Here is a 24,225-nt window from a genome sequence, read left to right as displayed (position 1 = left end):
TGGTTGACTTGTTTATAAAACTGAATAACATAACCCCTTTGCTCCACTTCCGTTAGGAAGTTTCATAGCTACTACGAGTTATTCCGCCCCTATACATGGCATTGGTACTCTGATTCTTGTGGGGCTTCCACTTGAATTTCTCCCTTGACATCCATGTCGTAGGTTCCCACGTTCCACACTCGAGCCTATATTAAGTTCACGCCGCCTTTATACCGGTCACCGAACGGACAGTAAACAGGTTTCCTCCGAACTTATCCTGAGTTAACGACTCCCCCTCAGTTTTGATGACATCTCTACGCTTTCGATACTTCATCAGCGGTTCAATGGTTTTCGTCTCCTTAATATGTACCTGACAAAGTCTTGCTTTGCCTTTTCCTTAACGCTCAATACCATAGCTTTTGACTACAGCACCTTAAGGTGGTTTGCAATCTCTACCTGTATAGCGATTGCGAGAGGCCTACTCTCATCTTGAGTGCAGCATAGCTTCCTTGTGTGCTTACGCACACCTTGGTTGCTTTCGTGGCACACAATCATCGGCGTAGCGGACAAACTTGTGACCTCTCTTTTCTAGCTCTTTATCGAGCTTATCCAGAAGGATATTCGAAAGAAGAGGGCTCAGAGGACCTCCTTGTGGTGTTCCTTCTTCTGCATCATAGACTACACCATTTATCATGATTCCTGCTTGGAGATATTTCCGTATCAATTTCAAGACCAATCGGTCTTGGATTTTATTTGCCATTATCCCCATCAATTTATCATGATTCACTTTGTCAAAGAATTTCTCCAAGTCCATGTCAATCACCCATCTATAACCTTCACTTATATATTCCCTTGCTTTACGAACAGCGTCGTGAGCTCTTCTTTTTGGTCTAAATCCATAACTATGTTCTGAGAAGGTTGGGTCAAAAAGCGGGGTTAGAACTTGGGCGATGGCCTGTTGGATGAACCGGTCTGTCACGGTAGGTATTCCTAGTAACCTTACTCCACCGTTCGATTTCGGGATTTCGACTCGACGGACTGGGTTAGGTTGATAGGTACCTTTCCTTAAAGATTCACAAAGGGTGTCCCAGTTCTCATAAAGATGTCTTCGTAGGGATTTTACGGACATTCCATCTATGCCGTGACTCCCTTTGTTCTTATCCACACGTTTAAGTGCTTCTATTAAGTTTTCCCGTGACAGAATCAGATCCATTAACATGTGATATTTCCTTTCGACGTGAACGTAGAAATCTAATTATGTTATTCCTGCTCCACCCTCATGAAGTCCCCTGTGGAATTCACCACTTCCTCCTTCAAGTAAGTCCTTTCGGATTGTCTGCTTCTACACAGGAATTGTGCCTAGTTCTCGTTCTTCCTAATTGTTCAGTCCTTCCCTTACCATCTCGAGAAGGTAAGGTACTATGACCTCTGCTGACTTCTGGTTGTTCAGCTACCTATTGCTAGATAGGTTACCAAGTGTGCTTGGCGTTCCAACCAGACCTCCCCGGGTAAGAGTACAGTCTTTCCCTCCATCTATCTGCTTCATTTACTCTGTACCGCCTTCGGCAGTAAGGACTTTGTTTTGTAATGCAAACTCATCCAACGGTACCTAGCCTTATATGAAGTTCGTGTTCCTCAGACCGGAGGTTTGCCGCTCGCTTCCTTCAGATTCCGCGTCACCACAGACACCCTTGCGTTAAGCTAACCACTACTACTGCCCTCATGGCTCGGGACTTGCACCCTATAGACTGCACCCATGCCGGGCGCACATTGAGGAGCGATTCTTTAATTTATTAAGAATCGCTTTTCTTATTGAACTTAAGAGAAATGCTGATTGAAAAAGGTTTAAAGCATTTTTTGTTGAATTGTTAGTGAAATAACTGGAATTGAAGAAAAGTGGCTTGGAGGACTTGAGCAATTTATTCGAGTTGATACTAATAAGATTAACTGTTTCACACCTCACATGGGAACATTAAATTTGAGTTGAATGGGGTCGATTTGGGGTCGAAACTCAACATGAAGCCCCAAATTCTAACCAACTCAATCTGGTTCATAGTTCAAAAATGTCAATTTATCAAGGGTTTATCCAAGTTCTTCAAAGTAGTTCCTTTTAAGTAAGACCGCCTCCTAAGCTGTAGGTCGTGAGTTCGAATCTCGCCTGGGACGTCATTAGGAAAAGCGCGAATCCCATGAATATCAAGGGCTTCGCGCTTTTTATTTTACTCACTTTATTTAGTCATTAACCTTAGAGTTTCAAGTTTGGGGTCGGAACGATTTTTATTAGTGATTTTATATTATTTCCTCACTTTTCTATATGGACACACGCTTTCTTTCGTAGGATAAAAAACAAAAAATCTAAGAGTGACACCGAACTGCTCACTGTCAAGTAGAAAGCGACAATAAATACCTATGCGGCTTTGCCCTTATTCCATAAAGATATGACCATTTAGTTACTATTGCTTTTGGTAATTTACCATAAAATTGTCCTATACTTGCAATAACTATGTATTTCCTCCATTAATGTTTGCTAATAATTTGGTAAATATATTAAATTTCCTTTTAATGTTTCTGGGATTTAATTTATGTATGTTTTGGCAGTATGTTTATAAAGAATTATGAATTATAAAACGTAAAGATATTGTATAGACACTAATTTTTATGCAGACTTGGTAAGAGTTACTTATTCCACTAAAGGGCCATATAATAGAGTACCTTCTTGTTAAATATATTGAAATTTGCAATAATTAATCTTAAGTTAAATGTACTCTTCCTAAATAGGAAACGAGCACCTTTTTTATAACTCATATTATTCGTTTGGAAGTAGTCATCCATTCTTCATCGGTTACTTCCTCAACGGATTTCACCTTGCAAAATCAGCCATCCTATTTGCATTTTTTCCGATGCTATTTGCACAGCTTACAATTAAGCCACAAAAAGAAAACCCGGCTCCTCCTCATTAAGGAATCGGGTTTCTCCAATCGAATTATTTATCTTTCTTTCCATTCCCTTTACATGTGTGGGAAAATGTGCCTTTAAAAGTAATTGAGGATTACACCGCGCTCTCAAATTTCTCTTTTCCTTCATCCGCTTTAATTTCAGATTTAAAGGTATCAAAATCTCTTTTTTCAATGATTAGTGAAACTATAACTCCACCAATAAGTGCCCAGAAAGGTGAACTTATACTAAAGAAAGAGACTCCTGACATCGCAATATTTAATGAGAAAAACGCGCCAACTTGAAATTTCCTTTCAGAAAAGGATGCTTGCAGGGAACTTACAAGTACTCCGATCATCGCTAACCCTGCAACAGTTGAGATCAATGTACCTGGTAAGGCAGTCACAAATGGGACAGCTAGCCCTGCAATCAAGCCGAAACCTCCAAATATCACAGCATTTACAATAACAGAGGCATAGCGCCCTTCCTTATTTTCTCCTGATTCTTTTGATGAACAAATCGCCGTCATAGGTCCTGCAATATTGGCATTATGTCCGCCGAATAGGGATGTAACAATTCCGCCAATTCCGCTCCAGATGGTCATTGAATTGATTGGCGGTTTATATCCCTCTGCCATTAAGACGCCTATGGCCTGGGCATTCTCCGCCCCAATCACCAATAGGGTCAAGGGTATAGAAACTGATATGATTGATTCAAAACTGAATGTCGGCAGCAATACTTGCGGCAGGGTAAACCCTGCTTCCATACTGGAGGATTGAAATTCTCCAATTATCGCTGCCAAAATACCGCCAGCGATAAAGGACATTAAAATAGGAGGTACTTTTTTTATATAGCGTGAAGAAAATAAATAAACCAAAATGGCCGTCCCCACAATTAGTGGAGTCCCATCAAGAGACGTAATCATTCCAGTGCCAAATTTAATCATTGCCCCTACGATCATCGCCATGACAATCGGTACTGGAATCCATTTCATGATTTTCCCTATGAGCCCCGAAATTCCCAGAATAAATACGATTATACCGGAAACTAAATAGGCCCCTGATATTTCACTTAGGGAGTAATGCTGCAAGGCACCTGCAACTAAAACAGCCCCTGGAATGGACCAGGCTCCCGCAATGGGCTGACGATACTTTAATGCTAAATAAACTCCAATCAAGCTTCCAAAAAAATACACTGCAAACAGCCATGAAACAGTCTGCTCAATTGATAATCCGCCATCAGCAGCACCGCCAATGATAATTAAAGCTGGTCCCGTACATCCAAAAATCGCCGCAAGTGTTCCAGCACTAAAGGTGTTAATATTTAAATACCTGGGCAGCATTCTCAAACTTTCACCCATTGAGTATTTCATATATACCCTCCATTTCCCTATTCAACATTCCTATTTATCTGGTATAAAAGGGATTATATCCCTTTAAAACTGGGTTTCACCTTATTTCCAAACGACTGTACACCTTCATTAAAATCTTCAGTAGATCGCAGCATTCCATATGCAAATCCTTCAATCTCCATCCCTACACTTAAAGGTGCATCCTGGGAACTATTAATGACCTTTTTTAACACTTTTAATGTCATTGGTGAAAGTCTTACAAGATCTTTAACCAGTTTATTTACCTCTACTTCTAAATTTACCTGACTTGTCACAGTCGTTAACAAGCCCCATTGATGTGCTTCATGTGCTGGTATCCGTCTTCCTCTCATAATCATATCCTTTGCACGGCCGACTCCAGCAATTTTCGCAATCCGCTGTGACCCGCCGCTGCCAGGAATCATACCAAGATTGATTTCCGGTAATGCCAGCTGCGTGCTTTCTGATGCCACACGAAAATCACATGCCATTGCGATTTCAAGACCTACCCCAAATGTATACCCCTGCAATTGGGCAATAACTGGTTTAGGAGAACGCTCCGGCGCAGCAACATTTATATGCAATTCTGAAAGTACAGATGGATGCTGCTCCATGAATTCTGCAATATTCCCGCCCGAACTGAAGGCTTTTTCACCCGCTCCCTTTATCACAATCACCCTTACATCCTCATCATTATTTAATTCAGTGAAAATTTGATTAAGATGTGAGCGTGCAATAAAACTGAGCGTATTCATTTTTTCTGGCCTATCTAATGTAATAGTGGCCGTCTTTGCTTCAATGTCCTTGTCTACTAAAATATGATCCCATTGATAAGTATCGTTGTTATTAAGTGTTGTCATTAACCTACACTCTCCTCTTTTTGTGTTATAGATGAATAATTTTCTTTTAATTTTCTTCTTAATATTTTCCCGACAGGGCTTTTAGGTATCTCTTTTATAAAACAGTAATCTCTAGGCCGCTTAAAGTTTGCCAGGCTGCCAGATTCCCTGCAATAGTTATCCAGCTCTGCAGAAGAAATAGTTGGACTTCTGCTCACTATAAAAGCAACAACCTTTTCACCAAACCTTTCATCAGGTAAGCCCACAACAGCAGCCTCTAATACTTCCGGATGTGAGGATAATACATCTTCTACCTCAAGCGGGTGTATGTTTTCTCCACCTGAAATAATCATGTCATCCACACGGCCAACCACATAAAGATCTCCATCTTCATCCAGAACACCCATATCTCCCGTGAAATACCACCCGCTTCTGATCGATTTGACATTTGCATCAGGTCGTTTCCAATAGCCCTTAAACGCTTCTAAAGAGTCAATATTTACAATAATTTCACCTGGAGTACCGTGTGGGACAATATCAGCAGGTGTCGAACTACCTTCTGCGTCAGGTGTAACTAATCTTAATTGCTGATGGAAACCTGCTTTGCCCGCACAGCCTGGCTTTTTATCTAAATAGTTGCAAATGCTGAAAGTATAAACCTCTGTACTGCCATAGTGATTTACGAAAACATCAGGCTTTAATTTCCTAAAGCAGTCTTCTGTTAACTCCGTTGTCATGGATGCTCCGGCGTATCCTATTTTCCGAACATTCCGTAAATTATACCTATTAAAATCTTTATGATTTAACAGATCATGAATAATGGTAGGAACTAAATAAACGCAGCTAATCTTTTCATCTTCCATTACTTTTAACATTTTCAATGTATTATTATCAGGAATCATGACCATTTTCCCATTGATAAATGCCATTGATAAAAGCGAGCGCATCCCCATCGTGTGATAGAGCGGCATGACACCGAGAGTGTTTTCATGCAGTACATATTGGTTTTGAATAATGTGCGCGATTGCGGCGCTGTATTCATTCTTGTGGCTTCTGGGAACACCCTTTGGTTTCCCTGTCGTTCCTGAAGTGTATAACATTAAACAAATATCATCCAAGTCGATATCGGGGTGATGAAACGTCTCTTGGCTATGATTTAAAAGCTCTTCATAGGTTATATCTGCACCTTCCGCGCCTAAAACGCTTATAAAAAGAGGCTTGTTCACATATGTGCCGTCTAATGCAGCATCCTGGCTGCTTGGTTCAAAAATAACCGCTTTGGCATCAGCATTATTTACACAAAATGCCACTTCTTCTGTTGACAGCCGAAAATTTATTGGTGTAAAAATGGCACCGATTTTTTGAACAGCCCAATAAATAGCGACCATCTCTAAGCGATTCTTCAGTATAATGACAACACGATCTCCTTTTTCGATTCCCAGCTTCTGCAATGAATATGCAAGTTTGTTAATTTCCAATTGAAATTCCTTATAGGATAACCGTCTATCATCCTGAACAATGGCTGTTTTATCAGGAAATCGATTCACTGCGAAATCAAACAGCGTTCCAAGATCCACTAATTGTCACCTTCTTTACATTTATTTGTCTCACATGCTCTTTCAATAGCCGCAATAATTCCTGTGTATCCAGTACAGCGGCAAAGATGGCCAGATAACATCTCTTTAATCTCTTGTATTGTGGGTTCTTCTCCACTATTCAGCATTTCTAATGAGGACATTAAAATTCCCGGTGTACAAAAGCCGCATTGAAGTCCATGGCACTCTGTAAATGACTGCTGCAAAACATGCTGTTCTCCATTCTTTTCCAAACCCTCGATTGTTTGAATATCTGAACCATTCGCCTGAACTGCAAACATTAAACAGCTTCTTACGGCCTTACCGTTATAAAGCACCGTGCAGGAACCGCAAACACCATGTTCACAGCCAACATGTGTACCTGTAAGACCCAGATCTTCTCTTATAAAGTCACTTAATAGTTTTCTAGGAGCAGATTCTGCTTCCACCTCCTTTCCATTAATGGATAATGAAACGTTCATTTTCTGTTCAATTGAGATATTAGACATATTAAACCTCCTTTCCTAAAGCTCGGTTATATGCTTTTACCAATGCTTTCCTTGTTAGAACTTTAGCTATATGGACTCTATATTCTTTTGATGCATGTAAATCCCCATCAGGATCAGCATCCATCACAGCCAGTTCAACGGCTCTTTCAAGTGTATCCTCTGTTAGACTTTTTCCAGCCAAATATTCCATAGCTTCTTCTGCTAATAGAGGAATTGCCTCCACTCCTCCTAAGACAAGTCTCACTTTATCTACTTTTCCAATTTCATCAACTGATAGAATGCAAGCAACAGCTGCTAAGGCAAAGTCACCATGTCTCCTGCTAAATTCCTCAAAGGCATACCCATTATGTTCAGATAAGGGAACATGAATTTCAGTTAATATTTCCTCCGGCATCACCTCTGTTGTTAAATAGGTAATAAAAAAGTCATTTATACTTATTTTCCTAGTCCCATCTATACTTTGGATAACGATTTCAGAATCCAGTGCTAAAAAGCAAAGGGGCAGCTCTGCGCTTGGATCTGCATGGGCAACACTTCCTCCAACAGTTCCTCTATTTCTCGTTTGGACATGACCAATATATGGAGTGGCTTCCGAGAGTATAGGAACATGGATTTTAACGGCATCTGACTGTTCAAGTTCCCTTTGCTTTGTAAGAGCACCAATTTTCAGAACCCCGTCTTCTACCCTGACTCCGTTTAACTCATTGATTTGGTTAATGTCAATGAGACACTCCGGTTCGGACATCCTCATATTTAAGATGGGAATAAAACTTTGCCCGCCAGCAATGATTTTCCCTGTATCTCCATATTCTTCTAATAGTTTTACTGCTTCCTCTATAGTTGAAGGACTGCTGTAAGTAAATGCTGCTGGTTTCATATATGCTTCCCCCTTTCTTAGTCAGCAATATTTACTTTATCTAACTCTCTTTTAATCTTTTTAAAAAAGTCTTTAATAATCAGTTTTGCTACTCCACCTAACATACGCTGGCCAATTGAAGCGACTTTTCCACCTACAGCAGCCTCATAAGTGTACCTAAGCTCTGTATTTTCATCGTCAACCGAAACCAAATGAATGGCTGCTTCGGCATCTACAAACCCTGGTGCCCCTTCACCATGAACAATTAACTTATAGGAATGAGGAGGCTCCAGGTCAGTAAGACGAATGGTTGCATCATATTTCCCTTTAACTGCAGCGACCCCAACAGATAAGTCCGCCACATACACATTGGTTTCTTGTTTATATAGTTCTTTGCATCCCATAATGCAGTTTTTTAATACTTCCGGATCTAATAAACTCGAGAATACTTTATCTAGATTTCCGTTAAGCTGAATATTTCCTTCACCATTCATGACAATTCCTCCTTAAGTTAGATTTGTATCGTTTTCTTATTATGAATTTTTGACCAAATCCGATCTGGAGATAAAGGAAGTTGATCAATTGATATATTAAATGGTTTTAACGCATCTGTAACCGCATTTGCGATGACAACCGGAGCACTCATTGTATTTCCTTCTCCTAACCCTTTAGCTCCAAGAGGGGTTAGGGGGGAAGGTGTTTCAATATGCTTTATGGTCACATTTGGGATTTCAGTAGCCGTAGGACATAAGTAGTCCATAAAACTTCCAGTCAGAAACTGCCCCCTTTCGTCATAGGCAAGTTCTTCATAAAGTGCGGCTCCTAGTCCATGAGCTAAACCACCCATTATTTGACCTTCCACAATATTTGGATTTAATAGTTTCCCAGCGTCATGAATCGTGGTATAGTCAAGAATCTTCACTTCACCGGTATCAATGTCCACTTCCACTTGAACAGCGTCAAAAACAAATCCATAGGTGACGGATCCATTAACAAGATCCAATTCATTTGGGGACTCCGCTGCAGATAATGTATAAAATGCAGATTCATGGATACCTGGTTCAATACCAGCGGGAAGGCCTTGCGGATTCCAATGTGCCAAACCTACTAATCTCTTGATGGAGATACTCTTAGAAGGATTTTTTTCTGCAAATACCTTCCCTTCTGCCATGACCAATTCGTCCACTGTTGTATCTAATTGGCTTTTGGCGATTTCTAACAGTTTCAATCTTACTTTTTGCGCTGCTTGATAAACGGCACTTGACCCGATTGGGGCAAACCTGCTGGAGTAACTACCTGATGCTACTGACCATGGGCTTGTTAATGTATCCAATTCAGCAATGACCCGGATAGAAGCAGGATCAACACCTAGAACATCCGCAACGATTTGGGAAGTAACTGTTTCATGGCCTTGCCCAGTTGGTACCGTACTGATCCGGACTGTGATTCCACCCATTGGATCTATCGATACCGTTGCACCTTCAGAACAGCCTGATTTCGGCAATGATTTTGCTCTCTCTTCCGGCGTCAAAGCAATGGTCACATAACCCATATTCGAACCGGATGGCTCAACGATGCAAGCAAACCCTAACCCCAGATATTTCCCTTGTTTCCAGGCTGCTTTTTGTTTCTCTTTAAAGCTATCGTAATCAATCGATTCAAGCGCAAGGTGCAATGCCTTATGATAATCCCCGCTATCGTATATCCCGCCTGAAGCTGTATGATAGGGAAATTCTTCTTTCGTAATTAAATTTTTCTTTATGACTTCAATCACATCCAGATCCAATTCAGCTGAAATGATTTGCATCATTCTTTCCAGCGGAAAATAGTGCTGGGGACCGCCATAGCCTCTTATGAGCCCCGTTGGACTTTTATTCGTAACGACTGCAATCGCTTCCATTTTTACGTTTTGAATTCGATAGGCTCCAGTTGAATTTGAGTGTGTTCTATATAAACAAGCAGGTTCGGGTGCACGTATATATCCGCCAACACTATCCGCATATTTCATTTTCAAACCAAGAATGGTTCCATCTTTTTTTACCGCTGCATCAATCCACGTTACACGATCTGTACCACTGGAACTCGCCATGAGGTGTTCTTGTCTGTCTTCCGTCCATTTAACGGGTACACCCAATATTCTTGACACTACTCCCATTAAGACCATGTATGGAAATACACCTGATTTGATCCCGTAGCTTCCGCCAATATCCTTTGGCGTAATAATCCTCAGTCTGTTGCTCGGCACCTTTAGTGCAGCAGTCATGACGGAATGAAGTGTGAAAGGTCCATGAAAGTTTGACCAAATGGTATACGCACCTTCACTTTTTGTATAATTCGCGATTACTCCGTAATTTTCCACAGGAGTTGCACTAACCTTTGGAAAAGTGAACTTTTTACTTATTATATAATCGGCACTTTTAAATGAATCCTCGACATTGCCGTATTGGAATACACGATGATTAACTATATTCGTACCTGCTTCTTCATGAAGAACGGCTGACTCAGACGAAAGAGCATCTTCAATTTGGACCACAGGATTCAGCGGTTCGTAATCGACTTTTATCTTTGCGAGAGCATCTTCTGCAATATAACGATCTTTAGCCACAACAACTGCAACAGCTTCTCCCACAAACCGGACCTTATCTACTGCAATGGGGTAGTATTTTATTGGTGCCTTTACGCCGACTGGAAAAGGATTGGTTAAAGCTTTTACATGTTCTCCAACAACTACTCCGATTACACCTGGTGTTTTTGCCGCTTCTTCTGAAAAAATCGCTTTAATACGGGCATGTGCATGGGGGCTTCTAAGAATCGCAGCATAGTGGATATTTGGCAATGGCGAAAGATCATCAATAAATGTTCCTTCTCCGGACACTAACCTGGCATCCTCTATTCGTTTCACAGGCTTACCTACATAGGTCAATTTCATTCCTCCTTTTTAATAGTCTCCTATAATCTTCAATAGTATCGATGTCCTCCGGAGCTTCTTCATCCTCATAATAAATGTGCGCCTTTTCTTTATTAGCACTAATAAGTAATTTTGCTCCTTGATCTCCCTTTAGGTTCAAAAGTTCATTGAAATACAATTGGCCAAATAAAATGGGGTGCCTGATTTTTCCTCTATATGAAGTTATAATTAAGGGATTTTTTGATATGAGATACTCTGTAATTACTTCGTTCATTACTTCTACTTTCATTTCGGGCTGATCAGCTAGTGTTATCAACAAAGCTTCACACGCAGGAGACAAGCTTTCAATTGCTGCAGCAAGGGAACTGCTAATTCCAAGTTTCGGACAAGGATTCCATACAATAGATACTGGCAAATCACGGATTTCACTTTCCAATTTAGGAAAATCCCTATTCAATACAACCATCGTTTTACTGGCCATGTTAGCCGATATTTTTTTGACGGTATATCTTAGGATTGTTTCATCTTCAAACTTTTTAAGTAACTTATGAGTTCCTTTCATCCTGGTAGAATGACCAGCCGCTAAGATAATGTTCCAGATTTCCATCTTCATCTATTGAACCAATTCTTTTAATCTTTCATATGAAGCGGGATTTGGAGTATGAATTGAATCCTTTTTCCATTTAAGCGATTGGCTGCTCGTTTTATTTTTGTGGGCCATAATTTCTGCTGCGATACTCAGTGCTATTTCCTCAGGTGTCTCAGAGCCTACATCAAGACCTATAGGTGAATATATTTTTTCAGCAGCTTTTGCAGGTATCATGAACCCTTGTTCTTGAAGATCCTTTTTAAGATTATTGAACCTTCTCTTCGGACCTAATAGGCCTATATAGCTAAGATTCTGCTGGAGCAATCCCTTCAAATAAACAAGGTCTTGTTCATAATGGTGAGTCATGATGATTGCATAAGAATTTTCACTCGCATTTAAATCTTCCGGAAACTCTCCCTGCGGCACTAAGTTCAATTCATCTGCGTAAGGAAAGTTATCCTTATTTAAATATCCTGGACGATGATCCACTATTGTTACTCTCCAATGTAAAAACTTTAATTGATCTATTAACGATGATGCATCTGGTCCTGCTCCGAAAATGATGATATGAGGCGTAGGTGTAACCGTTTCCAAAAATAAGGTTACGGTTTCCTTTTTTCCATCCACATCAATTGAATAATTCTCTAGAATTCCGCTTGACATAATCTTAAATAAGGGCAACTCAATATTTTCTAGAATAGTTCCTGGAAGAAGCGCATTATGATTACTTGATTTAATGACTGTACAGACTGGATATGGTTCCTTACTTAGAGATTGCTGTTTTAACACTTTGAATTGCTTTACAGCTGATTCTCTATTATTTACAGGATCTATAAGCGAAAGCAAAACTGTTATGACGCCATTACACCCAACACCTAACCCCCATGGCACATTATCATCATTCCTTAGGTCATAAATAATCTGTTTTGGTTCACCTGTCTCAAATACATCCCTTGCATGTTCAAGCAAGTCTTGCTCAATGCACCCACCGCTAAGTACACCATAGGAGGTTCCATCTGATAAAATGAGGCTTTTTGCCCCAACTTGGCGATAGGAAGAACCCTTTTTATCAATGATAGTTGCTAGGATGGCTTTTTCATTATTTCGAATGCATCTCTTAAGTTCACTTATAATCAAAGCTCCTCCGCCCCTTCGAATGTGTTAATTGAATTATAAGAACATTCATAATTTTAAGGTTTTAATATATTTGCAAATGAACTTTTAAAATATTATTAAAAAAGGATAAATCCCGAAATGGGACTTATCCTTATATTAATTATCCTTTTTTTAATTTATAAAAAGACTTCTATATTCAGATGGTGTACAGCGTTCGCTTTTTTTAAAGGTCGTTGCAAAATACCCAGAACTAGTAAAGCCTATTTGATGGGCGATTACCTCAATAGGTAAAGAGGTCATTTTGAGCAATGACTTCGATTGCTCTATTCTATATGCAGTTAAATACTCGATAAAGGTTACACCCATTTCTTCCTTGAATAAACGGCTAAAATGGGAAGGGCTTAAATAGACTGAATCCGCAACCTGATTTAGTGTAATAGGGTTTTTAAAATGACTTTGAATATATTGAATAGATGATTCAATTGGATGGGCAAGATCGACATTTGCGGTATCTTCCCGCTTTCCAGTAAAACGGTTTGTCTCCGTCGATAGACTATGGAGAATTATTCGCTCAAAAGCCTGTTTGATTTCACTTCTTGACACAGGTTTTAGCAAAAATGCTGAAAACCCTAGATTAATAGCATTTTGGACATATTCAAATATTTTTAGCTGAGTATAGATTATTACGGAAATTTCCGGATCCCACCGCTTTGCTTCTTTTCCCAGTTCGAAACCATTGTTGCCCGGCAAGGAGATTTCAACTATGAGGATGGAAGGCTTTAGCTGTTTAAGCAATAACAGTCCTTTTTCATACGTTTCTGCTTCATGTACAGAAAAATAATGATATTCACTGGAAGCGATAAACTCACGAAGGAAATAACGGCTTTCGTATTCATCATCTACAATTAGCATATTGGGCATTTCAAGCCTCCTTCCTATTTCATTTTTAAAATATTGCTTTTATGATAAAAATTTGAAAGTCCCCTCTATCTTTAATAATTCGATTTAATTTTTTTGCGCATTATTTTTCCTACAGCCGTTTTTGGAAAGGATGCTTGAAAGATATATTTTCTCGGTCGTTTATAGTTTGATAATTTAGGGTGTCTTTTGCAGAATAAATCCAATTCATTAACGGTCAAAGATGGATCACTTGGAACGATATATGCAACCACCACTTGTCCCCAGCGTTCATCATCTTCCCCAACCACAACTGCTTCCTGAACTTTCTGATGTTCTAATAGTACAGATTCGACCTCTATAGGATAAATATTATCTCCAGCGTGAAGAATCATTTCATCTAGGCGTCCTACCACAAACATATCTCCATCTGCATCTTTGTATCCTAGATCCCCTGTATAAAACCAATTTTGAATCACACTTCTTTTCGTATGATCCGGTTTATTCCAATACCCTTTAAATGATTCAGGGGAGCCGATATGAACAATAATTTCACCTATTTCTCCATCCTGAACGGTGTCAACAGGTGTCTTAGAACGGCTGATATCAGGTTCTATAATCCTTATATTTTGATGGATGCCTGGCTTCCCAACACATCCAGGCTTTTCCGAGATATGATCACAAAAGGAATAGGTGTAAATTTCTGTACTGCCATAGTGGTTAACAAAATACTTGGGACGGAAAACTTCCGTACATAATCCAATTAATTTGCTTGTCATAGGAGCTCCTGCATACACAATAGTACGTAATTCACTAAAATTCGATTTATTCGCTTCAGGCAATGTTGCCATATCATGATACATATTAGGGAGCAGATATAGACAATTTATATTTTCTTGTTCTATTAATTGAATAGCCTCATAAGAGTCGAAATCCCGAAGAATGATGAAGGTACCGTTTAACAGCACCATACTCAGCAGGGACCGCAATCCCATTGTGTGATACAGGGGTATTACCCCTAATGTGGAATCATGCCACTCATAATGACATTGGAAGATATGGGCAAAAGCAGCTGCATATTCATTTTGATGTGAACGTGGAACACCCTTTGGATTACCTGTTGTCCCAGAGGTATATAAGATGACGGCTAAATCATTTTCATTGATTTGATTGGGATTAAAGTCGTAAGATTCTTGTTTTTTCAGTTCCTCATAATTAATATCTCCGCCATTTCCATCTATATTTATAAAAACTGGCCGTTCCATGAATCTTTTTTTGTTAATTAAATACTCAGTCGAAGCATCGTAGACAACAAATTTCGACTCTAAATCACTTAAACAATAATGAACAATTTCTTGGGATTGTCTGACATTTATTCCTGCAAATATAGCACCTAGTTTTTGAATGGCCCAGAATAATACCACTGTTTCAAAACGGTTTTTCAAAAGCACAGCTATTCGATCGTTTTTATTTACACCCAGTCTGTGTAAGGAAGAGGCTACACTGTTGACCTCTAAACCCAGCTGCTGGTATGTATACCTGCTATCCCCGTCTATAATTGCAACCTTCTGAGGATGTCTTTCAATAGAATATTCAAATACTGTTCGAAGATCCAAAGAGATTCCTCCTTTAAAGTCCTTAACCACTTAAAAATTCGCTAAAATGTGGGGAAACCCTTCTGACAAAGCGATATAGAAAAATATACACGATCTTATCAAATATAAAAGAAGCAAATATTGTCTAAACAATTCTTCCACAACTTATTTCAATTAATAGATTTAGTGACTCTATTTGCAGATTGAACATTCTATAAGAAGAACTAATGAAGATAGAGATAAATATTTAGATCAAATAGTTAGTACGAAAAGATGGATTATCGAGGGTGCTCATAATCATCACTGGGTAGGCAAAAGTTATAAAAAGCTGACTTAATTATATTTTTTGATACACCGTATTCTGTTCGGATATTTAGGATTATTAAAAGGTACGTGCGACAACTATTAGGAGTAGAATCAGCTAACGGGTAGATTATTTGTGAGAGATCTCCAATCTTATGCTTTTGAGTGATAGCAAAGATAATGGTTTGCATCCAATCATCAGCTCCTTTTCCAACACCATGCACACCGATTATTTTCCCTTTAGAATCGTAAGCGTCAAATAGTCCCCACCTACTAAAAAGATGGGACTATTTGACGCTTACTCTAAAAACATGTGGAATAATGAGCGGTTTGATGACGAACGGTTGCTTGAGTTGCATAACAAGGATTGCTACTTCCTAGTAGTTAAATATATATTTAGACAATCAAAAGTGCAATATAAAGCCTGTATCTACGATTACCAAATAATCGTAGATACAGGCTATTTTTTAAAGTCTATTTTTTCACAAGATAATAATAGTTTAATTCTAACCATTCATCAGTCTCTTTAAAACTGATCTTCTTATATACTGGTCTTCCTGATTTTGAATCCCCAAGCCACAGTTTGGATACACCCAATTCCTTCGCTTCGTCAACCAACTTTCTTAGTAAACGTCGGAATTCATAATGGATCTGTTCCGCAACTTAAGTTGGACTGGCCCGAGAGAAATCTCACAGCTATGCTGTGCCACGGAAAGATAAAAGCCCCGGTGAAACTGTTTGACAGTTTTCTCTTAGCTTTTTTTTGATTTTTGGTAAGAAAAAAAACTAGGGAGTTGTCATTTAAATGAACACAAACTGGATGAAAGTTTATGTTGCAGCTCGTTTTCTTGTGACCGCAAACGAAAAAACACCTACAAATATAGGTGTTTTTCCTTATGACCTGTGAGAGACTTGAATCCCCGCCCCCCACCTGTCAAGGTGGAACAGTGTATGTTTTATATTTCCCTAGTCACCGATAATTTCTATGATATCTTTTAATGCTAATGGGATGTTATATATTAAGACCTAAGAATCTAATCTTCAACTTTTAGGGTCAATCTAATATCTTAACTGTTTCCACACATGTATAGAGTGTATGTGGAATCACATGGGATGCTGGTGAACTTTTTCTCGCTTATTACATCTGGTATTCGTATTAAAATGCAAATATTAATTTACATATCACCGTGATTTTTACTATAAAGGGACCTGATAATCCCTATGATTGGCTGAAGTTTCTACTGTAGAATTTATATATTCCTATATTGACTATTAAACAAAGCTATATGCTCTCTTAATTTTTATCTATTTTAATTAAAGTACGATATAAAACATTTGCACCTTTTTCGATATCCTCTTCTAATGAGAATTCCTTTGGATTATGACTGATGCCATTTACAGATTTGACAAAAATCATCCCCACAGGAAAACGGTTCTTAAATTGCATGGCATCATGGCCAGCTCCACTTGGTAAGGAGATGACTTCTTCCCCTATTTCCTCAATGCTTTCTTTTATGGCGTTTTGAACTTCCTGATCACATTGAACAGGTTCTACACGCTGGAGTTCAGTTACAGTAAGTTTCAAACTTCTTTCGTCAGCCAATTTTTCTGCAAAGCGTATAATCTTTTGTTCAAGTTCATTTCGTTGGCTTTCGTCGGTGCTCCGGATGTCAATCGTCCACTCCACCTCACCTGGAATGACATTCACCCCATTCGGTTTAACCGCTATTTTTCCAACTGTAGCTACGGCAGGTGGTAATTGCTTTGCAAGGGATTCCGTTTCAATAATGATCATACTAGCGGCGGTTAAGGCATCATGACGAAGATTCATTGGTGTTGCCCCAGCATGCTCTGCGATACCTGTTAAATGAAATTTGAGCCAAAGAGGACCTGCTATACCAGTAACATTTCCTACCCCTACATTTTTTGATTCAAGTACCCTTCCTTGTTCGATATGAACTTCAAGATAGGCCTTCACTTCCTCTAAAATGGCCATTTCTAATGATTCTTTTCCTAATCCGTAATCCGCCATTGCCTGTACAATAGAAATATTGGATTCATCCGTTCTTTGTAAATCCTCTTCCTTTAAAGTACCAGCTACTGCACGACTTCCAATCATGCCAAACCCAAACCGGCTCCCTTCTTCATCCTTAAAGGAGAGAACTTTCACAGGATGCTTTAACTTAATGCCTTTTTCTTTTATTGTATGCATTACTTCTATTGCGGATAGAACACCTAATACTCCGTCATAATTTCCGCCATTTGGAACGGTATCAATATGGGATCCCATAAGAATAGCGGGCAAGTCTTCTGAACCCTCCTTGCTCCCTATTAAATTACCAATGGCATCATACCGAACTTGCAAACCAGCTTCTTCCATATATTTCTCGATTAAATGATTAGCTCTTTTTTCTTCGTTTGTATATGAAAACCGATTGATTCCACCATTCTCAACACGACCAATTTTAGACAGTTCCTCCAAGTTTGCAATCAGTCGTTTAATCTTAATCATTTGCCTTTTCATCTGCCAATTTAAATTGGAAATGGCAGTTTCCTTCCTTTAGAATATATTTATCGTGCTCGACTTCAAATTTCGGGTTATACCCTTTAGCAACAGCAGGATCAATAATTTGGCAATAAAGGATTCCATATTCATGCATATCATCATCTGCCCACTGCTGACCAAATGGGCATCCTGTAAAGTTTTGTTCGATTAGGTCCTTTTTGTACTCAGTGGTATAAGTAAATAACTCACTTCGACCCATATCATAATTCGTTAGATAGTTTTCTCTTGTATTTTCTTCCCCATTTGACCGTGCTCTTTGGGCGATTCCACGGCCACGTTCTTCTCCAAATGTTCGAACACCTTCACGTACCGCATCTTTTCCTATTTCACCAAATCGATCGACAACGACTTTACTTACTTGTGCAAATAATTTTGCCATTAAGGCATAAATAGTAATATCTTGATAATTTTTTCCATCCTGATAATCCTTTGGAATGTAGTTAAATAATGTATGATTTTCTCCATCAACCGTTGCTTGAATAGCAATTTCTTCTGCATCTTTATATCCGAAATTTGCCACGCCTTTTTGTAATAAAGTTTTTCCTTCTTCCCCAAACTCTAATAATACTGATCTTTCCACATGCGTAAATAACTTAGCAGTAATAGCGTACATGGATAATGGTGGGATAGTAATTTTTGTGTTACTCATCTATTAAAACACTCCTTATAACTATTATATTGACATATTTTAAGAACTAGATATAGTATATAATCCTAGATAAACTTTGTAAATCTTATAGGTTTAGTATGAATTATTGAATTGAAAGGAGAAAATCATGAATCTTTCAACAGATAGTATCATTATTTATGCTGAGATTGCCATATACCTGCTAATAGTGTTGGGAATCGGCATCTATTTCAGTAGAAAAAAATTAATTTCCTCAGAATACTTTCTAGGTGGAGATAAACTGCCTGGATGGGTGTTAGCTTTTTCAGAACGAGCAACCGCTGAATCTGCCTACATGTTCTTAGGTGCAGTTGGTTTTATTTATTTAGCAGGTTTATCCGGAATATGGCTATTATCCGGAATGTTTCTTGGGGTTATTTTCTCTTGGGTGGTTTTATCTAAGAAGTTTATGAACGAAAGAAAAAAATACGGCGTTTATACTTTACCAGATTATTTTGCAGCAAAATTCCCAAAACATGGGGTTCTTATACGGATATTATCTGCACTGATTATGGGAGCCTTTTCCCTATTTTATATTGCTGGTCAATTTTCTGGGACAGGAAAGACTCTTTACTCCATTTCAGGAATTGATATTACCTTTGGAACAATAGTAGTTGCTTCCATTGTTATTGCGTATGCATGTATGGGAGGGTTTATGTCTGTTGTTTGGACAGATGCCGTACAAAGTGCTCTTATGGTTTTAGCCTTTGTTATTGTCCCTATAGCAGCATTTATAGAAATTCAGAACAATGACCTATCTATCACACAATCTCTAGCTTCAATGGGAAATGGAGCGGATCAGTGGCTAGGAGGAATATCTGGTCTAGCACTTGGCGCTATGTTATTAACTAACTTTTCCTGGTTCTTCGGATTTCTTGGTGGACAACCCCAATTAAGTTCCCGTTTTATGGCTATCAATAGTGATAAAGAGCTAAAGACTGCTAAATGGGTTGCTTATATTTGGACGATTGTTGTTTACATTGGTGCGTTTTTAGTAGGTATTTTTGGTTCGGTTATTTATAAACAAGATACCATTACAGATTCAGAAATGATTTTACCTTATATGGTTTCCGATTTATTACCACCTTGGATTGCAGGTATCATTTTTGCTGCTATTCTTTCAGCCATTATGTCTACTGCATCCTCACAGTTATTAGTTGTCACAACATCAGTCAGTGAGGATATTATTCATAAATCATTAGGAATGAAATTAAATGAACGTACAGTTGTGAACATTTCACGAATTACGGTTATTGTTGGTGGTATATTAGGGGTTATTATTTCCTTATTATCTGATTCTTTTGTTGGAGGCGTTGTTGGCTTTGCTTGGGCTGGAATTGGCAATACCTTTTCCGTCGTTGTCCTATTAACCTTCTTCTGGAAGAGAACATCTGGGGTCGGAGTCATCGCTACCATCATTGCTGGTTTCTTTGGAGCAATTATTTGGACGCTCTCTCCAGTAGAAGCAATCGTATCTGCTAGAGCAGGAACTTTCTTCGTATGTTTACTTGTTGGAATAGTGGTAAGTCTAGCATTCCCAGATAAAAAGACGGAAAATAAGATAGTTGCTAATTAAGAATTCTTATCTAGTACACCTCGAGTCATATGTTTTTTTGTCAAATTTTGTTGAACAACACAAAAATACTTATTGGCCAGTTTTCTACTGGGCAATAAGTATTTTTATTTTTTATCTAACCAAAATAAACTTCTGCTAAGATACCCGCATCATCTCCATTCATCTGTTTACGTTAAAAGTCGGAGGACTTTTAGACATTTACTGAAATTGATCCTGAATCGGAAATGTCTATATTTGTCGGAAGTGATCTTTTTACTTCCAAAAGTATATTGCATGATTCTCTTTTTTTAAAGGGGGAACCATTGTAGTGACTTTATATCTTTCTTTTTCTCCTTTTTCAAAAATAGTATAAAATTGAAGGGGCAATCTCTTTAATTGTATTTTCTCCTCCGGCACAGATACTAAGGTTAAAATAGTTGGCAATACCCAAATTAATAAGTAATTATTTTTCATATTTTTTCACCATAGTTAATTTGGGGTCGTTGGGGTCGAAACTCATCATGAATCCCCAAATTCTAACCAACTCAATCTGGTTCATAGTTCAAAGATGTTGATTTAACAAGGGTTTGCCATAGTCCATCCAAAGTTATTCCTTTTAAGTAAGGCCGCCTCCTAAGCTGTAGGTCGTGAGTTCGAATCTCGCCTGGGACGCTACAAAAGAAAAGCGCGAAACCCTTTTATATCAAGGGTTTTGCGTTTTTTATTTTATTCAATTTGATTAGTCATAAACCTTTGAATTCCAAGTTTGGGGTCGGTTTGGGGTCGGAACGAATTTTTTTCCTAATTAACTGCTCCAGGCCGCTTAATTTCTACAGTAATATTTGGCTTTATCTTTACTGCAGAATACTTCTCACTTAATTCTCCATTGCTTAAATGAGAATATTTCCTTAAACTTTTTATTTTTCTTCCAATTCCTATGGGATCTGTTTCTAAGATTTTAAATTCCTCAAGAATTTTCTCGAATTCATTATTAAGTTCTTCACCAATCAAGCGCTCTAATTTTCTTGTTGATTCTTTATCAATTATGGAAGTGGATGGCTGAGTTTCTAATATTGAAACTGAAATAGACGCGTTTAAGTTTACTATTTCATTATTAACTACGTCAATTTTCCCGCGATAATTGATAGGGTGTAAGGTAATTTTATACTTTTCATTTTCTGCATTCTCAGAGATAAGTACTCCAGTTTTCTCTAATTTATCAGAAGGTATCGTTAAGGTTAAATCCCCTAAGAAAGCATTTTTGTTAGTGAATAATTTTATGTAGAAGGTTTTAATTAAAGAAATAGAACCAACCATTTTATCATCCCTGAATAATGCTACTGCTTCTATAAAAGGTGCTTCACCTTTAATATTTTTTATAATAGGCAGCGTAGGATCAATGCCACTCTCATATAATGCGGAAATAAAGTCATGCAAGTTAGAGTTTATTAACATTTCTTTTTTCTCATGTTTGTCCAGTAACTGATACATATAGGATCCCATTTCCGGAAACTCTTCATATTCTTTACTATTTATCGTTTCCTCCGATTTGTCTGTGATCGCTAAGAATATGAGGGGATTTATGCTGATGTCTCTTAGCATTGTATCAAGAAATGAAAATATCCCTTCCTCGGCCATTTTTTTATCAAATAAGATGGTTCTTAATTGTCCAGAGGAAATGTCATGGCTTGTTTGCTGCTCCAGCCTTTGTCGAATTTCTTTACTGGTAGAACCCTCAGCAGAAATGGTAGTACTTGTCTTTCCCTGTGAACCGTCAAATTGCAAAAGACTTATTGTGCCTTTGTAAGTCTCATCCTCAAGTAAGTCAAAACCAAGAATAGTTGAAATACCCTGCATCTCGATTATTTTGCTTGGAGGGACACATGAAGTACAGATAAGGGTACAAACCAAAATAAAGAATCTTAATTTCATTATTTCAACTCCCCTTATGAACGACCAACGATTTTTGATTTAATGGTAATGATGCCATATAAAACTACAGGGTATACAAACCATAAAAAAAATCCAATTTGAGCAACTTTATCTATAAAATAATCATTATCAACTCTTTTGGTGATAAAAAAACTGCAGATAAAAATGATAATTGAAATTATCCATATTCCATAATTCTGCTTTATGCGAAAAATCTGTTTAACACCATTGGAAGATAAAAATAACGATATACACAAGTTAGGAAAAATTACGATTATCCATATTGAAACTACTAAAAATTCAAAGCGCTCAATAAACGGAAAACGAATAGTACTGATAATGCTGACAAATGGCCAGATATTTACCTCTAATTCTTTTGAGCTAAAAAACAATATAGAGAAAATGGTAATGATTAAAACAAGAAATGTTGTAAACCATATTGCCAGTTGACTGTATAAGTGAACTTTATTTTTCTCCTTGAAAAATGGAAAAAGAAAAAGTAACGCCTCGAAGCCCAACATTGTATAGCTACTTTTGTAGACTCCATTCATAATTTCAGTCGGACTAGTCGATAAAATGGGTAATATTCTATCGAGATTTAAACTTTGAAGAGGTTGATACAATACGAATAACATCCATATGACAATAATAAAAGATAAAAAACAAATACCAGCAACAACTCTGAATCCGCCAGACACACCATAAATTGTTATCAAAACTAATGACAGGACACCGACCCATTCATATAGACCTTCATAACCCCAAGTAAGTGATAGTTCAACATAACTTATGGTGATTGAATAATGAACTGCGATAAAGTAAACGACAATTACGACATTAATGATGCTGCCAATAATACGTCCAAATAAATTTTCATGTATTTCAAATAGCGTACGATTTTCATTCTGTTTAAGTATGGATATCATTATCCAAGTTATAAAGCTAATTGCTAAACCAGACAGTAAAACCGAAATCCAAGCATCTTTCTTAGATTCTAAGTACACGATCCTTGGAGCTCCAAGGATACCCATACCAAATTGAGATGTGTGTATAATAAAAAAGGCCATAAAGGCATTGACAATGGCATTTGACTTCATTTTCCACCTCGAATTGTATCTTTTGTGCGATTGACTACAGGGCGTTTGGTATAAAAATGGTGGGGGAGCCGAAATAGAAAGTATTTTAAATCCTCCTTTCTGAACGGATATAATGGCGCAAGATAGGGCTTATTTAAAGACGTAAGCTTTAACAAATGAACCATTAGTATACAAACACTAATCATAATCCCATTCAAACCCCATAAACCAGCCAAAATAATACATGGAAATCTTGCTATTCGAATCGCAGTACCCATTTCATAAATAGGAGCCAGAAAAGCCCCTAGTGCACTGAAGGCAACTATAATAATTAAAATATTACTTGTTAAACCTGCCTCAACTGTAGCTTGGCCTACAACAATTCCTCCAACAATCCCCATTGTTTGACCTACTTTAGAAGGGAGTCGTGCACCAGCTTCTCTAAGTAATTCAATTAATAATTCAAGTAAAAGAGCTTCTAATAAAGGTGGAAAAGGAACTTGTGAGCGCGATTGTCCTATTATAATCAACAATTTAGAAGGTATCAGTTCAAAATGATAGGTCATTGTAGCTACATAGAATGCAGTTAAAAATAAAGATACTATCATAGCAAAAATTCGAGTAAATCGGATAAATGTACTGATATGAACGAAACTGTCAATGCTCCCTACACAAATTGATTTTGGTTTCAGTTTATGGGTAACTCTAAGAAGAGAAGCGTTTTTCGGCTTCTTTGCTTATTAGTTGGGGTTCAGTCTTTTTCAAGGCTAAGGAATCTCCTTCTCAGCTTACTGACTCCTCCTCAATCTCCAAATTGGCTGTCAAGTGATTTCCTTGACAGGTAATTTGGAGATTGAGATACTTTTTAAAGCTGAGAATGAATAAATTTCTCCTTTCATTTTGATATAAAAAGTTAAGCACACGGCACGAAGGCAAAAATCTCAACTGCGGTTAGCACTCT

General features: G+C 38.0%; 17 protein-coding genes and 2 pseudogenes. 1 reads left to right on the top strand and 18 read right to left on the bottom strand.

Annotated elements, in window-relative coordinates; translation table 11 throughout:
- Nucleotides 1-526: 526 nt before the first annotated feature.
- From ltrA to L634_RS0122310, 14 genes and pseudogenes are all read right to left on the bottom strand, one after another.
- Nucleotides 527-1,198: pseudogene (gene ltrA, locus L634_RS31555) on the bottom strand (group II intron reverse transcriptase/maturase); the annotation flags it as partial.
- A gap of 1,830 nt (nucleotides 1,199-3,028) precedes the next feature.
- Complete coding sequence (locus tag L634_RS31550; RefSeq protein ID WP_034263073.1) at nucleotides 3,029-4,285, bottom strand: benzoate/H(+) symporter BenE family transporter; 1,257 nt, start codon at nucleotides 4,283-4,285, stop codon at nucleotides 3,029-3,031.
- A gap of 53 nt (nucleotides 4,286-4,338) precedes the next feature.
- Nucleotides 4,339-5,142: an enoyl-CoA hydratase/isomerase family protein gene (locus L634_RS0122370; RefSeq protein WP_026584373.1), complete on the bottom strand. Its 804-nt coding sequence runs from the start codon at nucleotides 5,140-5,142 to the stop codon at nucleotides 4,339-4,341.
- Nucleotides 5,142-6,698 carry a class I adenylate-forming enzyme family protein gene (locus tag L634_RS0122365; protein WP_026584372.1) on the bottom strand — a complete coding sequence of 519 codons (1,557 nt, stop codon included), beginning with the start codon at nucleotides 6,696-6,698 and terminating at the stop codon, nucleotides 5,142-5,144. The genes L634_RS0122370 and L634_RS0122365 overlap by 1 nt, the downstream gene beginning before the upstream one ends.
- The gene (locus tag L634_RS0122360) at nucleotides 6,698-7,204 is read right to left on the bottom strand and encodes a (2Fe-2S)-binding protein (protein WP_034263071.1); all 507 of its coding nucleotides are present in this window, start codon (nucleotides 7,202-7,204) and stop codon (nucleotides 6,698-6,700) included. The genes L634_RS0122365 and L634_RS0122360 overlap by 1 nt, the downstream gene beginning before the upstream one ends.
- A 1-nt stretch (nucleotide 7,205) precedes the next feature.
- Complete coding sequence (locus L634_RS0122355; protein WP_026584370.1) at nucleotides 7,206-8,081, bottom strand: FAD binding domain-containing protein; 876 nt, start codon at nucleotides 8,079-8,081, stop codon at nucleotides 7,206-7,208.
- A 17-nt stretch (nucleotides 8,082-8,098) separates the two neighbouring features.
- Nucleotides 8,099-8,554 carry an SRPBCC family protein gene (locus L634_RS0122350; protein WP_026584369.1) on the bottom strand — a complete coding sequence of 152 codons (456 nt, stop codon included), beginning with the start codon at nucleotides 8,552-8,554 and terminating at the stop codon, nucleotides 8,099-8,101.
- A gap of 17 nt (nucleotides 8,555-8,571) precedes the next feature.
- Nucleotides 8,572-10,983, bottom strand: a complete 2,412-nt coding sequence (locus L634_RS0122345) for a xanthine dehydrogenase family protein molybdopterin-binding subunit (protein ID WP_232233819.1) — start codon at nucleotides 10,981-10,983, stop codon at nucleotides 8,572-8,574.
- A complete protein-coding gene (locus L634_RS0122340; RefSeq protein WP_026584367.1) occupies nucleotides 10,967-11,581 on the bottom strand; it encodes a nucleotidyltransferase family protein in 615 nt (204 codons plus the stop codon). The genes L634_RS0122345 and L634_RS0122340 overlap by 17 nt, the downstream gene beginning before the upstream one ends.
- Complete coding sequence (locus L634_RS0122335; RefSeq protein WP_026584366.1) at nucleotides 11,582-12,694, bottom strand: XdhC family protein; 1,113 nt, start codon at nucleotides 12,692-12,694, stop codon at nucleotides 11,582-11,584. It lies immediately after the preceding gene.
- Between the two features lie 150 nt (nucleotides 12,695-12,844).
- A complete protein-coding gene (locus L634_RS0122330; RefSeq protein ID WP_026584365.1) occupies nucleotides 12,845-13,594 on the bottom strand; it encodes a helix-turn-helix transcriptional regulator in 750 nt (249 codons plus the stop codon).
- 71 nt (nucleotides 13,595-13,665) lie between these two features.
- Nucleotides 13,666-15,186 (bottom strand): class I adenylate-forming enzyme family protein, encoded by a 1,521-nt coding sequence (locus L634_RS0122325; RefSeq protein ID WP_026584364.1) that lies wholly within the window; start codon nucleotides 15,184-15,186, stop codon nucleotides 13,666-13,668.
- Nucleotides 15,187-16,762: 1,576 nt separating this feature from the next.
- Nucleotides 16,763-17,980: a Zn-dependent hydrolase gene (locus L634_RS0122315; protein ID WP_026584363.1), complete on the bottom strand. Its 1,218-nt coding sequence runs from the start codon at nucleotides 17,978-17,980 to the stop codon at nucleotides 16,763-16,765.
- Nucleotides 17,973-18,683 carry an L-2-amino-thiazoline-4-carboxylic acid hydrolase gene (locus tag L634_RS0122310; RefSeq protein ID WP_026584362.1) on the bottom strand — a complete coding sequence of 237 codons (711 nt, stop codon included), beginning with the start codon at nucleotides 18,681-18,683 and terminating at the stop codon, nucleotides 17,973-17,975. Before L634_RS0122310 ends, L634_RS0122315 begins: the two co-directional genes overlap by 8 nt.
- 127 nt (nucleotides 18,684-18,810) lie before the next feature.
- Between L634_RS0122310 and L634_RS0122305 the strand changes: the two genes are divergently transcribed.
- On the top strand, nucleotides 18,811-20,277 hold the full coding sequence (locus tag L634_RS0122305) for a sodium/proline symporter (protein WP_034263068.1): 1,467 nt from the start codon (nucleotides 18,811-18,813) through the stop codon (nucleotides 20,275-20,277).
- Nucleotides 20,278-20,529: 252 nt separating this feature from the next.
- Here L634_RS0122305 and L634_RS0122300 read toward each other — a convergent pair whose 3' ends face one another.
- From L634_RS0122300 to L634_RS31545, 4 genes and pseudogenes are all read right to left on the bottom strand, one after another.
- Nucleotides 20,530-20,730 carry a hypothetical protein gene (locus L634_RS0122300; protein ID WP_026584360.1) on the bottom strand — a complete coding sequence of 67 codons (201 nt, stop codon included), beginning with the start codon at nucleotides 20,728-20,730 and terminating at the stop codon, nucleotides 20,530-20,532.
- Between the two features lie 327 nt (nucleotides 20,731-21,057).
- The gene (locus L634_RS0122295; protein ID WP_026584359.1) at nucleotides 21,058-22,188 is read right to left on the bottom strand and encodes a Ger(x)C family spore germination protein; all 1,131 of its coding nucleotides are present in this window, start codon (nucleotides 22,186-22,188) and stop codon (nucleotides 21,058-21,060) included.
- Between the two features lie 14 nt (nucleotides 22,189-22,202).
- Complete coding sequence (locus tag L634_RS0122290) at nucleotides 22,203-23,285, bottom strand: GerAB/ArcD/ProY family transporter (RefSeq protein ID WP_026584358.1); 1,083 nt, start codon at nucleotides 23,283-23,285, stop codon at nucleotides 22,203-22,205.
- Nucleotides 23,282-23,908: pseudogene (locus tag L634_RS31545) on the bottom strand (spore germination protein); the annotation flags it as partial. The pseudogene L634_RS31545 and the gene L634_RS0122290, both read right to left, overlap by 4 nt.
- Between the last annotated feature and the right edge of the window lie 317 nt (nucleotides 23,909-24,225).

Origin of the sequence: Bacillus sp. J33 (assembly GCF_000518885.1) — a bacterium.
Classification (GTDB): domain Bacteria; phylum Bacillota; class Bacilli; order Bacillales; family Cytobacillaceae; genus Cytobacillus.
Note: the sequence above shows the minus strand (reverse complement) of the source record. Positions and strands in the feature narration are given on the sequence as shown.

What these genes read in the sequence shown, in the direction of transcription:
- L634_RS31550 (WP_034263073.1), bottom strand. Translation starts at nt 4,285, where the DNA reads ATGAAATACTCAATGGGTGAAAGTTTGAGAATGCTGCCCAGGTATTTA.
- L634_RS0122370 (WP_026584373.1), bottom strand. Translation starts at nt 5,142, where the DNA reads ATGACAACACTTAATAACAACGATACTTATCAATGGGATCATATTTTA.
- L634_RS0122360 (WP_034263071.1), bottom strand. Translation starts at nt 7,204, where the DNA reads ATGTCTAATATCTCAATTGAACAGAAAATGAACGTTTCATTATCCATT.
- L634_RS0122355 (WP_026584370.1), bottom strand. Translation starts at nt 8,081, where the DNA reads ATGAAACCAGCAGCATTTACTTACAGCAGTCCTTCAACTATAGAGGAA.
- L634_RS0122350 (WP_026584369.1), bottom strand. Translation starts at nt 8,554, where the DNA reads ATGAATGGTGAAGGAAATATTCAGCTTAACGGAAATCTAGATAAAGTA.
- L634_RS0122340 (WP_026584367.1), bottom strand. Translation starts at nt 11,581, where the DNA reads ATGAAGATGGAAATCTGGAACATTATCTTAGCGGCTGGTCATTCTACC.
- L634_RS0122330 (WP_026584365.1), bottom strand. Translation starts at nt 13,594, where the DNA reads ATGCCCAATATGCTAATTGTAGATGATGAATACGAAAGCCGTTATTTC.
- L634_RS0122315 (WP_026584363.1), bottom strand. Translation starts at nt 17,980, where the DNA reads ATGATTAAGATTAAACGACTGATTGCAAACTTGGAGGAACTGTCTAAA.
- L634_RS0122310 (WP_026584362.1), bottom strand. Translation starts at nt 18,683, where the DNA reads ATGAGTAACACAAAAATTACTATCCCACCATTATCCATGTACGCTATT.
- L634_RS0122305 (WP_034263068.1), top strand. Translation starts at nt 18,811, where the DNA reads ATGAATCTTTCAACAGATAGTATCATTATTTATGCTGAGATTGCCATA.
- L634_RS0122300 (WP_026584360.1), bottom strand. Translation starts at nt 20,730, where the DNA reads ATGAAAAATAATTACTTATTAATTTGGGTATTGCCAACTATTTTAACC.
- L634_RS0122295 (WP_026584359.1), bottom strand. Translation starts at nt 22,188, where the DNA reads ATGAAATTAAGATTCTTTATTTTGGTTTGTACCCTTATCTGTACTTCA.
- L634_RS0122290 (WP_026584358.1), bottom strand. Translation starts at nt 23,285, where the DNA reads ATGAAGTCAAATGCCATTGTCAATGCCTTTATGGCCTTTTTTATTATA.